The 13,722-nt window shown below is 42.2% G+C and carries 11 protein-coding genes; 9 read left to right on the top strand and 2 right to left on the bottom strand.

The genetic code is table 11. The annotated features are described in order from the left end of the window. Window positions 1-3: 3 nt before the first annotated feature. The 3 genes from HMPREF9010_RS23325 (at window position 4) to HMPREF9010_RS23335 (ending at window position 3,713) form a co-directional block, all read left to right on the top strand. Window positions 4-1,095, top strand: coding sequence for an HlyD family secretion protein (locus HMPREF9010_RS23325; RefSeq protein ID WP_008646374.1), 1,092 nt, complete (start codon window positions 4-6; stop codon window positions 1,093-1,095). A 66-nt stretch (window positions 1,096-1,161) separates the two neighbouring features. Further along, window positions 1,162-2,799, top strand: coding sequence for a hypothetical protein (locus HMPREF9010_RS23330; RefSeq protein WP_032852398.1), 1,638 nt, complete (start codon window positions 1,162-1,164; stop codon window positions 2,797-2,799). 38 nt (window positions 2,800-2,837) lie between these two features. After that, a complete protein-coding gene (locus HMPREF9010_RS23335) occupies window positions 2,838-3,713 on the top strand; it encodes a helix-turn-helix domain-containing protein (protein ID WP_032844236.1) in 876 nt (291 codons plus the stop codon). Window positions 3,714-3,717: 4 nt separating this feature from the next. Here the strand turns inward: HMPREF9010_RS23335 and upp are convergent, their stop codons facing one another. Then, a complete protein-coding gene (upp, locus tag HMPREF9010_RS23340; protein WP_004310703.1) occupies window positions 3,718-4,371 on the bottom strand; it encodes a uracil phosphoribosyltransferase in 654 nt (217 codons plus the stop codon). Window positions 4,372-4,651: 280 nt separating this feature from the next. Here upp and pckA point away from each other — a divergent pair, with 280 nt between their 5' ends. From pckA to HMPREF9010_RS23365, 5 genes are all read left to right on the top strand, one after another. After that, a complete protein-coding gene (pckA, locus tag HMPREF9010_RS23345) occupies window positions 4,652-6,259 on the top strand; it encodes a phosphoenolpyruvate carboxykinase (ATP) (RefSeq protein WP_004323800.1) in 1,608 nt (535 codons plus the stop codon). Between the two features lie 149 nt (window positions 6,260-6,408). Then, window positions 6,409-7,719 carry a MutS-related protein gene (locus tag HMPREF9010_RS23350; protein ID WP_008776968.1) on the top strand — a complete coding sequence of 437 codons (1,311 nt, stop codon included), beginning with the start codon at window positions 6,409-6,411 and terminating at the stop codon, window positions 7,717-7,719. A 117-nt stretch (window positions 7,720-7,836) separates the two neighbouring features. Continuing rightward, window positions 7,837-10,326 carry a glycosyl hydrolase family 95 catalytic domain-containing protein gene (locus HMPREF9010_RS23355; RefSeq protein WP_008646370.1) on the top strand — a complete coding sequence of 830 codons (2,490 nt, stop codon included), beginning with the start codon at window positions 7,837-7,839 and terminating at the stop codon, window positions 10,324-10,326. A 31-nt stretch (window positions 10,327-10,357) separates the two neighbouring features. Next, window positions 10,358-10,915 carry a chromate transporter gene (locus HMPREF9010_RS23360; RefSeq protein ID WP_004310700.1) on the top strand — a complete coding sequence of 186 codons (558 nt, stop codon included), beginning with the start codon at window positions 10,358-10,360 and terminating at the stop codon, window positions 10,913-10,915. Then, window positions 10,912-11,436, top strand: coding sequence for a chromate transporter (locus tag HMPREF9010_RS23365; RefSeq protein ID WP_004296410.1), 525 nt, complete (start codon window positions 10,912-10,914; stop codon window positions 11,434-11,436). The genes HMPREF9010_RS23360 and HMPREF9010_RS23365 overlap by 4 nt, the downstream gene beginning before the upstream one ends. Before the next feature lie 81 nt (window positions 11,437-11,517). On the opposite strand, the gene typA is transcribed toward HMPREF9010_RS23365, so the two are convergent. Continuing rightward, entirely contained in the window at window positions 11,518-13,317 is a 1,800-nt protein-coding gene (gene typA, locus HMPREF9010_RS23370) for a translational GTPase TypA (protein WP_004302390.1), read from the bottom strand. A gap of 155 nt (window positions 13,318-13,472) precedes the next feature. Between typA and rpsO the strand changes: the two genes are divergently transcribed. After that, a partial coding sequence (gene rpsO / locus HMPREF9010_RS23375; protein ID WP_008646369.1) for a 30S ribosomal protein S15 occupies window positions 13,473-13,722 on the top strand: 250 nt, incomplete at its 3' end.

Here is a 13,722-nt window from a genome sequence, read left to right as displayed (position 1 = left end):
AATATGGAAACAATGGAAAATAACATTCCTTCCGCTACTCATCAGGAGAAAGCAAAAAAAATGAAGAAACTTCGTCGCTGGCAGATTGCTATCAGTCTTCTCGGAGTGGCTATTATTGTTTGGGGAGTGATTGAAGTGATCTGCCTTTTTTTGAGTTATAGCCAGACGGAGACTAGTAACGATGCACAAATAGAACAATATGTGTCTCCTATCAATCTGCGTGCCTCAGGTTACATTGACAAAATCTACTTTACAGAACATCAGGAGGTACATAAAGGAGATACTTTGCTGATACTGGATGATCGTGAATATAAAATCCGCGTAATGGAAGCTGAAGCTGCCTTGAAGGATGCGCAAGCCGGTGCGACAGTCATCAATGCAACACTCAATACCACGCAGACAACAGCATCTGTTTATGATGCGTCTATTGCCGAGATTGAAGTACGGTTGACGAAACTGGAAAAAGACCGGAAACGGTATGAGAACCTCGTGAAACGAAATGCGGCTACTCCTATCCAACTAGAGCAGATCGTCACTGATTATGACGCTACGCGTAAGAAACTGGAAGCTACGAAAAGGCAGAAAAAAGCAGCTCTTTCCGGTGTAGATGAAGTGTCTTACCGTCGCATGAATACCGAAGCGGCTATTCAAAGAGCAACAGCTGCGCTTGAAATGGCTCGGTTGAATCTTTCCTATACGGTTGTAATAGCTCCTTGTGACGGAAAGCTCGGTCGTCGCTCATTAGAGGAAGGACAGTTTATTTCGGCAGGGCAGACCATCACCTATATTCTTCCCGATACCCAGAAATGGATCGTTGCCAATTATAAGGAGACACAAATCGAGAACCTGCATATCGGACAGGAAGTATTTGTCACAGTAGATGCCATTAGCGATAAAGAGTTTAAAGGCAAAGTCACCTCTATATCAGGAGCTACCGGGTCTAAATATTCATTAGTGCCGACGGATAATTCGGCAGGTAATTTTGTGAAGATTCAGCAACGTATTCCCGTACGAATCGATTTCACCGATTTATCGAAAGAAGATAACGAACGATTAGCAGCAGGCATGATGGTAGTAGTGAAAGCCAGACTCTAATCCCTCCGCCTCTTCTGTCTATATACAGTGCCTTATAATTTTTAATTTATATTTTTAATTAGTCCGATGCCCTCTTATCCTAAAAATTATCCTTTCTATAGTTGGATGCCCAAGCCGTTGGGTATTATCATTCTGTTATTTTTCTTTCTGCCGATTCTTACGGTAGGCGGGGTTTATTCGGTGAATAGCACCGAAATGATGAGCGGGCTTGGCATTATATCCGAGCATATCCAGTTTGCCAACTTTGTTACTTCTATTGGTATGGCAGCCTTTGCTCCTTTCCTATATCAGTTGGTGTGTGTGCGGCGGGAGAAGATGATGTGTATTGTCGGGTTTGCGTTCATGTATATATTCAGTTATATCTGTGCAAAGACAGACAGCGTTTTTCTGTTGGCGCTTTGTAGTCTTCTGACGGGTTTCTTGCGTATGGTACTGATGATGGTCAATCTGTTCACACTCATTTGGTATGCGGGTGGAATGGAAGCTACCCGCAATATTACTCCGGGGTTGGAGCCGAAAGATACTGCCGGTTGGAATAAATTGGACATTGAAAGATGTGTGAGTCAGCCGGCTGTTTATCTGTTTTTTATGATTCTGGGACAGTCGGGCACAGCATTGACGGCTTGGCTGTCCTTTGAATATGAGTGGAAATATGTGTATTACTTTATGATGGGGATTCTCCTGATCTCTATTTTGCTCTTGTTTATTACCATGCCGAATTATAAGTTTCCCGGAAGGTTTCCTATTAATTTCCGTAAGTTCGGCAATGTCACTGCATTTTGCATCTCGCTGACTTGTCTCACGTATGTGCTGGTTTATGGAAAAGTGCTCGACTGGTATGATGACGAATCTATCCGTTGGGCGACAGCTGTAAGTATTCTTTTTGCGGGAATTTTTCTATATATGGACGTAACGCGCCGGTCGCCTTATGTTTTGCTGGATGCGTTCAAACTGCGTACTATACGTATGGGAGCATTACTTTACTTATTATTGATGGTGATAAACTCCAGTGCTATGTTTGTCAATGTGTTTGCAGGAGTGGGGATGCATCTCGATAATCTGCAAAATGCTTCATTAGGTAGTTGGTGTATGGTAGGTTATGCTATTGGCGCCGTGATTGCTATGGTGTTGGGAGGTAAAGGGTTACATTTTAAGTATCTGTTTGCGATGGGATTCTTCTTCCTGTCTTTATCAGCTGTTTTCATGTATTTCGAGGTACAGACAGCAGGAGTTTACGAGCGTCTGAAATATGCAGTTATCATCCGTGCCACAGGCATGATGATTCTGTATGCGCTGACGGCTGCTTATGCCAATCAACGTATGCCTTTTAAATATCTTTCCACCTGGATCTGTATTATGCTTACTGTGCGTATGGTTGTGGGACCGAGTATTGGCGGAGCAATTTATACAAATGTTTTGCAGGAGCGCCAACAACACTATATAACCCGTTATGCGCAAAATGTGGACCTGCTTAATCCGGATGCTTCCACTTCCTTCCTTGGTACGGTACAAGGTATGAAATATCAGGGAAAGAGTGAGACGGAAGCCCGTAACATGGCTGCTATATCTACCAAAGGGCGTATTCAGGTGCAGGCCACGCTCTCTGCACTCAAAGAGATGGCGGGATGGACAATTTATGGTGGGTTAATTTGTATGATATTTGTGCTCGTTGTTCCTTATCCTAAACGAAAATTGCTAACTTAGCGTCGTTTTTGATAATGATCTGTTAATATATTAGTATGATGGATAGCGGACAAGATCGTTTATTGCAGTTTGATCGCGATTTGTTAAGTGGGAAAAATATATGTAGCTCCGAAGGGATATTTGTAAATTTTCCACCCTCACTGAAGAAACCTTTCCAAATGAAAGGACTGGGGCTGGTTATTTGCCGCCAGGGTAATTTCCAGTTTTCGCTTAATCAGAAAAAGCATTTCGCTGAAGCGGGCGAAAGTTTGTTTATTCCCGAAGATGGCGAGTTTCAGGTTTTGCAAGAATCGGAAGACATGGAGGTGCAGATTTTGATCTATCAGATAGAACCTATCCGGGATATTATGGGGAATCTGGTTGTTTCCATGTATATGTATTCCCGCCTTACTCCCGAAGAACCTTCTTGTGTCTGGTCTACTGGTGAGGAAGAAGAAATAGTAAAGTATATGTCTTTATTGGACAATGTGTTGCAGTCGGAGGAGAATTCATTTAAACTTTATGAGCAGAAATTACTTCTACTTGCATTGACGTACAGGATTTGTTCCATTTATAACCGCAAACTCGTTAATGACGGGCGGGAAGTGGGAGGACGCAAAAACGAAGTCTTTATTCATTTGATCCAGTTGATCGAAAAATATTATATGCAGGAACGCGGCGTTGAGTTTTATGCGGATAAATTGTGTTTGTCTCCTAAATATCTTTCTGCCGTTTCTAAGAGTATTTGCGGATATACCGTGCAGGAACTTGTATTCAAAGCGATCATTCGTAAGAGTATTTCGTTACTTAAAAATACGCAGAAGGATATTCAGGAGATTTCAAATGCCTTCGGCTTCCCCAATGCCTCTTATTTCGGTACGTTCTTTAAGAAACAGGTTGGGGTTTCACCGCAGCAATATCGGAAGAATCTTTAAGCGTTTATTCTTTTTCACCATAGGCAAGGTCGCCTGCGTCACCCAATCCCGGAACAATATAAGAATGTTCATTGATTTCCGGATCAATGGCAGCGCACCAAATGGTTGTCTTGTCTTCAGGAAATACATTCTTTATATGGTCAATGGCCTTTTGGCTGGCAATAATGGAAGCAACGTGAATTTCAGCGGGATGACCTTTCGTCAACATTGCCTGGTAACTTAGTTCCATACTGCCTCCTGTTGCTAACATAGGGTCGGTGATAATCAGCGTTTTGTCATCAATGCGGGGAGAAGCGATATATTCTATGTGTATATCGAATTTTAGCGTATCTTTATATTTGCGGTAAGCGGAAACAAACGCATTTTCCGCTCCGTCAAAATAACTAAGGAAACCTTGATGGAAAGGCAGACCAGCACGCAGGATCGTACTGATTACTAAATTGTTGTCCGGCGTACTGACCGGAGCGATTCCCAGTGGTGTCTGGATGTTCTTTACCGAGTATTTAAACTCTTTACTCATTTCATAAGCCATGATTTCTCCGATCCGTTCTATGTTACGGCGGAAACGCAGGCGGTCGTTCTGAACTTCTACATTTCTAATTTCGGATATGTACTGGTTTAGAATCGAATTAGTTTGGCCAAAATCAATTACTTTCATATTATATTTTAATCAGATTTTAATCTCATTTTCACAGCATTGCTAGCATACTGACTTGCAAAGTAAACGATAATCTTTCAAATTGCAATATTCAGTTTGCAGATATTGTTAGGAATTTATAAAAGAGTTTCAATTAGGGAAAAATTTCTCTAATACCTTCTTCCTTTCCAAAGAAAGTATTACTTTTGTAGCCGGATTTACAAGGGGCTATCCAAAGCTCCCCATGTTAAGGTGAAAAGAGATAGAAAACAAAATACCAATTTTAATTAATTCAAAGAAAATGGCAAATTTAGATTTAAGCAAGTACGGCATCACAGGTGTGACCGAGATTTTGCACAATCCGTCTTATGATGTTTTGTTCGCTGAAGAAACAAAACCGAGTCTGGAAGGCTTTGAAAAAGGTCAAGTAACTGAATTAGGCGCTGTGAACGTGATGACAGGTATCTATACCGGTCGTTCTCCTAAAGATAAATTCTTCGTTAAGAATGAAGCTTCTGCTGATTCTGTATGGTGGACTTCTGAAGATTACAAAAACGACAACAAACCATGTACTGAAGAAGCTTGGGCTGACTTGAAAGCTAAAGCTGTAAAACAACTTTCCGGCAAACGTTTGTTCGTTGTTGATACTTTCTGTGGTGCTAACGAAGCTACTCGTATGAAAGTACGTTTCATCATGGAAGTAGCTTGGCAGGCTCACTTCGTAACTAACATGTTCATCCGCCCGACTGCTGAAGAACTTGCTAACTACGGAGAACCTGATTTCGTATGTTTCAACGCTTCTAAAGCAAAAGTTGACAACTACAAAGAACTGGGCTTGAACTCTGAAACTGCTACAGTATTCAACCTGAAGACTAAAGAACAAGTAATTCTGAATACTTGGTACGGTGGTGAAATGAAGAAAGGTATGTTCTCTATCATGAACTACATGAACCCGCTTCGTGGTATCGCTTCTATGCACTGTTCTGCTAACACTGATATGGAAGGAACTAGCTCTGCTATCTTCTTCGGATTGTCTGGTACAGGTAAGACTACTTTGTCTACTGACCCGAAACGTAAATTGATCGGTGACGACGAACACGGATGGGATAACGAAGGCGTATTCAACTACGAAGGTGGTTGCTACGCTAAGGTTATCAACCTGGATAAAGAAAGTGAACCGGATATCTACAATGCTATCAAACGTGACGCTTTACTTGAAAACGTAACTGTTGACGCTAACGGTAAGATTGATTTCACTGACAAGAGCGTGACTGAAAACACTCGTGTTTCTTATCCTATCTATCACATCGAAAACATCGTTAAACCGGTTTCTAAAGGTCCTCACGCAAAACAAGTTATCTTCTTGTCTGCTGATGCATTCGGTGTATTGCCTCCAGTATCTATCCTGAACCCGGAACAGGCTCAATACTACTTCTTGTCCGGATTTACAGCTAAATTGGCTGGTACAGAACGTGGTATCACTGAACCGACTCCGACATTCTCTGCTTGCTTCGGTGCTGCTTTCTTGTCATTGCATCCGACTAAATATGCAGAAGAACTGGTTAAGAAGATGGAGATGACTGGTGCTAAAGCATACTTGGTTAACACTGGATGGAATGGTTCCGGCAAACGTATCTCTATCAAAGATACTCGTGGTATCATCGATGCTATCCTTGATGGTTCTATTGACAAAGCTCCTACTAAGGTTATTCCTTTCTTCGACTTTGTTGTTCCTACAGAACTTCCGGGTGTTGATCCGAAGATCCTTGACCCACGCGACACTTACGAATGTGCTTGCCAATGGGAAGAAAAAGCTAAAGATTTGGCTGGACGTTTCATCAAGAACTTCGCTAAATTTACTGGTAACGAAGCTGGTAAGGCTTTGGTTGCTGCTGGTCCGAAACTCTAATTGGAGAATCAGATATAATATGGAAGGCGGTTCGATTTCGAACCGCCTTTTTTGTTTATGCCTGTGCCTTTCTATGAGAATAAATGCTGTTTGTTTAAAACTTTTCCCTATATTTGCCAAAACAGGAGTACTAACCTTTAAAGGCGGTTATGGTATATCTAGCTACTGACAAACAGACCTATGCGGATCTAAGCATTACAGAGACTGCTAATAATGAGCAATTTCTTTTCTCTTTGTTTTCCAAAACAGAGACAAAAGAAGGAAAAGCGCTGATGTTGAACTGGATTATGTATCCGCTAAGTGATTTGGGGGAAATCCGTAAAAGACAGGAGGCTATTGTCTGGGATGCTTTGCCCGAACTTCTTTTGAATGAAGAAGAGCTGGATTTTATTGAGTATTACCTGGCTTATCGTGACCAGATACGGGAAGCTCATATTTTACTTTCATGTGCTACTGTTATCGACCGTCTGGTGCGATATGATTCGACCCGTTATGTGATCTGCAGAGGGGTGAAATTAGTGGTTCATCTCTTGCATTGTCTGAAGGAATGGGCGACAGAACTACCACAGGGCGCCCCGCAACTCATGAAAGAATCTGCTGCTATGATTGATAATATTCTCCATGGAAGTGAATTGGAGGAAGTATTGGAGCAGACCTCTGATGAGGAAAAACGACTATCTAACTTTGTCATAGACAAATTCGATTATCTGTTCCGGTGTACTCGGTTGTTATCTTTGAAGGAACTTCTGTCTGTTATATATCTACTTGATGTCTGCCGTACAGCTCACCGGGTGGCAAAAGAGAAGAACTTCTGTTGTATGCCGATAATGGTACCGACAATGGACTTCTCGGTGGAGGGAGTCGTTCATCCTTTTGTGAAAGATGCGCAGCCAAACAGTTGGCAGATGTCCCGGGGAAATATATGCATTTTTACAGGCTCTAATATGGCGGGAAAGTCAACAACTTTAAAAGCATTGACCTTGGCTGTCTGGTTGGCACATTGCGGTTTGCCTGTTCCTGTGAAATCAATGATTTGTCCTCTTTACGAGGGGATTTATACCTCTATTAATCTGCCGGATTCTTTGCGGGACGGACGAAGTCATTTTATGGCGGAAGTACTCCGTATTAAAGAAGTGATGCAAAAAGCTGTGACCGGAAAACGCTGTTTGGTGGTATTAGATGAGATGTTTCGCGGGACGAATGCTAAAGATGCGTTTGAAGCCTCCGTTGCCGTCAATGAATTACTGAAAAGCTTCTTTCATTGTCATTTCTTGATATCGACACATATTTTGGAATATGCGAAAGCCTTTGAAAAGGATTCTTCCTGTTGCTTTTATTATATGGAAGCAGAAATTATTGATGATGCGTTTGTCTGTCCTCATCGGTTGTTGTCAGGGATTTCAGAGGCCAGAGTCGGGTATTGGGTCGTGAAAAAAATACTGTCGGATGGTTTGATGTAATTTTACCTCATTATAGAGGTTGTTGAGATTCTGTTTTATTTTTATTAGATATATATTTTGACTACTTTTGTACAGACTATAAATAGGTTATTAATCTTAAATAACGACGCGACGACCATGAAGAATTTTTATTTCCTTCTTATTAGTTCCCTATTCCTTACCTCCGGGCTTTATGCGGGAGAAACAGATTATACTCAAGGACTTTCCATCTGGTTTGATACTCCGAATACTTTGCAGGGATATGCTGCCTGGTATGGCGGAAGACCGGATTTGTGGAAAGATGAAAATAAACCGGTAACAGCAGGAAGCGGACATAATCTGGATGCCAGTTGGGAGTCACAGTCATTGCCTATTGGTAACGGTAGCCTCGGCGCAAATATTATGGGATCGGTGGAAGCCGAACGTATCACTTTCAATGAAAAAACGCTTTGGCGCGGTGGTCCGAACACAGCGAAAGGTGCGGACTATTATTGGAATGTCAATAAACAATCGGCCCATCTTTTAGATGAAATACGCAAAGCATTTACAGAGGGAGATCAGAAAAAGGCTGAAATGCTAACGCGACAGAACTTCAATAGTGAAGTGTCGTATGAAGCTGACGGAGAAAATCCTTTCCGTTTCGGTAGCTTTACTACAATGGGAGAGTTTTATGTAGAAACCGGACTGAATATGATAGGAATGAGCGATTATAAGCGCATTCTTTCTTTGGATTCGGCTATGGCAGTCGTACAATTCAAAAAGGATCGTGTGGCTTATCAACGCAATTTTTTTATCTCTTACCCCGCCAATGTAATGGTGGTACGTTTCAGCGCGGATCAATCGGGGAAACAAAATCTGGTTTTCAGTTATGCGCCCAATCCCCTGTCTACCGGCAGCATGGTTTCTGATGGAAATAAAGGACTGGTTTACACAGCTTCTTTGGATAATAATGGAATGAAGTATGTTGTGCGCATCCAGGCAGAAACAAAAGGAGGAACACTGTCTAATGCAGATGGAAAGTTGACGGTGAAGGATGCAGACGAAGTTGTATTTTATATCACAGCGGACACTGACTATAAGATTAACTTTGATCCGGATTTCAAAGATCCGAAAACATATATAGGCGTTAATCCCGAAGAAACGACAAAGCAGTGGATGAATAATGCAGTGGCGCAGGGATATACAGCTTTATTCAATCAACATTATAATGATTATGCTACTCTGTTCAACCGGGTTCGGCTGAATCTGAACCCAGCGGTGAAAGGAGTGAATCTGCCTACTTCCCAACGTCTGAAAAATTATCGGAAAGGACAGCCGGATTATTATCTGGAAGAGTTGTATTATCAATTTGGACGTTATCTTCTGATTGCCAGTTCCCGTCCGGGCAATATGCCTGCTAATCTACAGGGGATTTGGCACAATAATGTCGATGGACCGTGGCGTGTGGATTATCATAATAACATCAATATCCAGATGAATTATTGGCCTGCTTGTTCTACCAACTTGAATGAGTGCGTGCTTCCGTTGATTGACTTTATCCGTACACTGGTGAAACCGGGGGAGAAGACTGCACAAGCTTATTTCGGAGCAAGAGGATGGACGGCATCTATCTCCGGCAATATTTTCGGCTTTACCACTCCGTTGGAAAGTCAGGATATGTCGTGGAACTTCAATCCGATGGCAGGTCCCTGGCTGGCTACTCATATATGGGAGTATTACGACTATACAAGAGACTTGAAATTTCTGAAAGAAACCGGCTATGAACTAATTAAGAGTAGTGCGGATTTTGTAGTCGATTACCTGTGGCATAAGCCGGATGGAACCTATACGGCTGCTCCGTCCACTTCGCCCGAGCATGGTCCTATCGATCAGGGAGCTACTTTTGTGCATGCCGTAGTGCGTGAAATTCTGATGGATGCGATTGAAGCAAGTAAAGTGTTGGGTGTAGATAAGAAAGAACGTAAGCAATGGGAGCATGTGCTTGCCAATCTCGTTCCCTATCAAATAGGTCGTTATGGTCAGTTGATGGAATGGTCGGTGGATATTGATGATCCGAAAGATGAACATCGTCATGTGAATCATCTGTTCGGCCTGCATCCGGGACATACTGTTTCTCCGGTCACTACTCCCGAACTGGCGAAAGCTGCTAAAGTGGTATTGGTGCATCGTGGTGATGGTGCTACCGGTTGGAGTATGGGTTGGAAGTTGAATCAGTGGGCGCGTTTGCAGGATGGTAATCATGCTTATACTTTATTCGGCAATTTATTGAAGAACGGAACCATGGATAATTTGTGGGATACGCATCCGCCTTTCCAAATTGATGGGAACTTTGGTGGGACAGCGGGAATCATCGAAATGCTGCTCCAAAGTCACATGGGCTTTATTCAATTATTACCGGCTTTGCCGGATGCATGGAAAGACGGTTCTATCAGTGGTATCTGTGCAAAAGGAAATTTTGAGGTGGATGTGATCTGGGAGAATCATCAATTGAAAGAAGCTGTTGTACGCTCTAATGCAGGAGGCGACTGTGTCATAAAGTATGCGGATCAGACTATCTCCTTTAAAACTGTGAAAGGACGCAGTTATCAGATTGGATATGATGCAGCCAAAGGGCTCATTAAAAAATAAACACAAAATATCGGAAAATTAGAAAGAAAGGATGGTACTGGAGTATTTAAAATTATTCGTGACATTTGCGAAGATTGGAATGTTTACTATTGGTGGCGGTTATGCCATGATTCCGTTGATTGAACGGGAGATTGTTAACAAGCAATGGATGAATAAAGAAGAATTTATGGAGATGTTTGCTTTGACGCAGTCGCTTCCGGGTGTGTTTGCAGTGAATATTTCTATTTTTGTAGGATATAAGTTGTATAAGGTGGGTGGTAGCCTGGTGTGTGCATTGGCTACGATTCTTCCCTCTTTCGTTATCATGATGCTGATAGCCATGTTTTTTGCACAGTTTCAGGATAATGAAGTGATGATTCGTATCTTTAATGGAATACGTCCTGCCGTGGTAGCATTGATTCTGTTTCCTTGCATTTCTGCTGTTAGAGCTTTGAAACTGAAGTGTTTTCAGTTGATTGCTCCTGCCATAGCTACCGTGTTGATCTGGCAGTTCGGCTTATCACCTATTTATATTGTGGTGGCCGGAATTATAGGGGGATTGGTATATACATTATGGTTGAAAGAAAAAATAGCGAATAAACAGGTATGATATATTGGCAATTACTTTGGGTGTATCTTAAAATAGGTATGTTCGGTTTTGGGGGTGGATATGCGATGCTTTCCCTGATTCAACATGAAATAGTGGATCTTCATCATTGGCTGACTCCTCAACAGTTTACGGATGTGGTCGCAATTTCGCAGATGACTCCGGGACCGATTGGCATAAATAGTGCTACTTACGTAGGTTATGCGGTAACACAAAGTGTTTGGGGAGCTGTGTTGGCCACTGTAGCCGTTTGCTTGCCTTCTTTTATTTTGGTGTTGCTCATTTCTTATTTCTTTGCGAAGTGTAAGGATAATAAGTATATTAAAGCGGCTATGTCTGGACTGCTTCCTATGTCGGTCGCGCTGATTGCTTCGGCTGCATTACTTATGATGAATAGAGAGAATTTTATAGACTATAAAAGTATCGGTATTTTCGCAGCCGCCTTTTTGGTTACATGGAAATGGAATCTTCATCCTATTCTGTTGATTTGTCTGGCGGGTGTGGTAGGATTACTGTTGTATTAGTAATACTTATGGGAAAAAGAGCCCCCCGGTTGAACACTGCGTTTAACCGGGGGGCTCTTTTATAATATTATGAAAGAATGGTTAGTTCTTGTTTGCACGTTTACGTTCGATTTCGTCCAAAATCACTTTACGCATACGCATTGCTTTAGGAGTAACTTCTACATATTCATCTTCCTTAATATATTCCAGTGCTTCTTCAAGTGAGAACTGGATAGGTGGAATCAGGCGTACTTTATCATCCGAACCGGAAGCACGCATATTCGTCAATTTCTTCGATTTGGTTACGTTGATAACCAGGTCGTTGTCATGAGAGTGTTCGCCTACTACTTGTCCTGCATAAACTTCGTCCTGCGGGAAGATAAAGAATTTACCGCGATCCTGCAATTTGTCGATGGCATAAGCAAAAGCTGTTCCGCTTTCCATAGCAATCATAGAACCGTTCGTACGACGTTCGATTTCTCCTTTGTGCGGTTGATATTCTTTGAAGCGGTGTGCCATGATGGCTTCGCCGGCAGAGGCAGTCAGTACATTGGTACGCAAACCGATGATACCGCGTGAAGGCATATTGAACTCAAGATTGATACGTTCACCTGTATTTTCCATCTTGACCATTTCACCTTTACGGCGAGTAACCATATCTATAATTTTGCTGGAATATTCTTCCGGTACGTTGATGGTCAGTTCTTCAATCGGCTCGCATTTCACACCGTCGATTTCTCTGAAGATAACCTGCGGCTGACCTACCTGCAATTCATATCCCTCTCGGCGCATTGTTTCAATTAATACAGAAAGGTGGAGTACGCCACGGCCGGAAACAATCCATTTACCGTCTTCTTCACTTTTTCTTACGCGGAGAGCCAGATTCTTGTCGAGCTCCTTCATCAGACGGTCGTGGATATGACGTGAAGTCACAAACTTGCCATCTTTACCGAAGAAAGGAGAATCGTTGATAGCAAACAGCATACTCATGGTCGGTTCGTCGATTGCGATTGGCGGCAATGCTTCCGGGTTCTCGAAATCACAAACAGTATCTCCAATTTCGAAACCGTCGATACCTACCAGTGCGCAGATGTCACCGGAAGAAACTTCGTTTGTTTTCACGCGGCCTAAACCTTCGAAAACATGGAGCTCTTTGATTTTGCTCTTGAGCATATCACCGTTACGTTTCGCAAGCGTTATATTCATACCTTCTTTTAATGTACCGCGATGTACGCGGCCTACAGCGATACGACCGGTATAAGAAGAATAATCCAGAGAAGTAATCAACATCTGGGGAGTACCTTCCAATTGTTTGGGTGCCGGAATATTTTCGATGATACAATCCAGTAGCGGAGTAATACTGTCAGTCTGTTGCTTCCAGTCGGTGCTCATCCAGTTGTTCTTGGCGGAACCGTAGATTACGGGGAAGTCCAGTTGGTCCTCCGTTGCATTCAGGCTGAACATCAAATCGAAAACCATTTCGTAAACTTCTTCCGGACGGCAGTTAGGTTTATCTACCTTATTAACTACCACGATAGGTTTCAAACCGATTTCCAGTGCCTTTTGCAGTACGAAACGAGTCTGGGGCATCGGACCTTCAAAGGCGTCTACCAACAGAATACAACCGTCGGCCATATTCAATACACGTTCTACCTCACCACCGAAGTCGCTGTGTCCCGGAGTATCAATAATATTAATCTTTGTACCGTTGTAATTGATGGATACATTTTTGGAGAGAATCGTTATACCACGTTCACGTTCCAAATCGTTGTTATCCAGGATAAGTTCACCACTATTTTGGTTGCTGCGGAATAAATTTCCGGCCAATAGCATCTTGTCAACCAGCGTTGTTTTCCCATGGTCAACATGGGCAATGATTGCAATGTTTCGAATATTTTGCATATAATACCTATTATTTGGCTGCAAAGGTACGAAAATAGGATTAGAAATATGCGCAATGATAGCAATTTTTTCTTGTAAATCGTTGTGTGATATAAAGATAATGCCTATCTTTGCACGCTCAAAAGAATAATTTATCAATTAAAATTCTAAGAATTATGTATTTAGACGCTGCTAAAAAGCAAGAAATCTTCGGAAAGTACGGAAAGTCTAACACTGACACCGGCTCAGCTGAGGCCCAAGTGGCATTGTTTTCCTACCGTATTTCTCACCTGACTGAGCACATGAAGCTCAACAGAAAAGATTATAGTACTGAAAGAGCGTTAACAATGTTGGTAGGTAAGCGTCGTCGCTTACTTGATTACCTGAAAGCAAGAGATATCGAAAGATATCGTGCTATTGTTAAAG

It is taken from the genome of Bacteroides sp. 3_1_23 (assembly GCF_000162555.1).
GTDB classification, from domain to species: domain Bacteria; phylum Bacteroidota; class Bacteroidia; order Bacteroidales; family Bacteroidaceae; genus Bacteroides; species Bacteroides ovatus.
Note: the sequence above shows the minus strand (reverse complement) of the source record. Positions and strands in the feature narration are given on the sequence as shown.

What these genes read in the sequence shown, in the direction of transcription:
- HMPREF9010_RS23325 (WP_008646374.1), top strand. Translation starts at nt 4, where the DNA reads ATGGAAACAATGGAAAATAACATTCCTTCCGCTACTCATCAGGAGAAA.
- HMPREF9010_RS23330 (WP_032852398.1), top strand. Translation starts at nt 1,162, where the DNA reads ATGCCCTCTTATCCTAAAAATTATCCTTTCTATAGTTGGATGCCCAAG.
- HMPREF9010_RS23335 (WP_032844236.1), top strand. Translation starts at nt 2,838, where the DNA reads ATGGATAGCGGACAAGATCGTTTATTGCAGTTTGATCGCGATTTGTTA.
- upp (WP_004310703.1), bottom strand. Translation starts at nt 4,371, where the DNA reads ATGAAAGTAATTGATTTTGGCCAAACTAATTCGATTCTAAACCAGTAC.
- pckA (WP_004323800.1), top strand. Translation starts at nt 4,652, where the DNA reads ATGGCAAATTTAGATTTAAGCAAGTACGGCATCACAGGTGTGACCGAG.
- HMPREF9010_RS23350 (WP_008776968.1), top strand. Translation starts at nt 6,409, where the DNA reads ATGGTATATCTAGCTACTGACAAACAGACCTATGCGGATCTAAGCATT.
- HMPREF9010_RS23355 (WP_008646370.1), top strand. Translation starts at nt 7,837, where the DNA reads ATGAAGAATTTTTATTTCCTTCTTATTAGTTCCCTATTCCTTACCTCC.
- HMPREF9010_RS23360 (WP_004310700.1), top strand. Translation starts at nt 10,358, where the DNA reads ATGGTACTGGAGTATTTAAAATTATTCGTGACATTTGCGAAGATTGGA.
- HMPREF9010_RS23365 (WP_004296410.1), top strand. Translation starts at nt 10,912, where the DNA reads ATGATATATTGGCAATTACTTTGGGTGTATCTTAAAATAGGTATGTTC.
- typA (WP_004302390.1), bottom strand. Translation starts at nt 13,317, where the DNA reads ATGCAAAATATTCGAAACATTGCAATCATTGCCCATGTTGACCATGGG.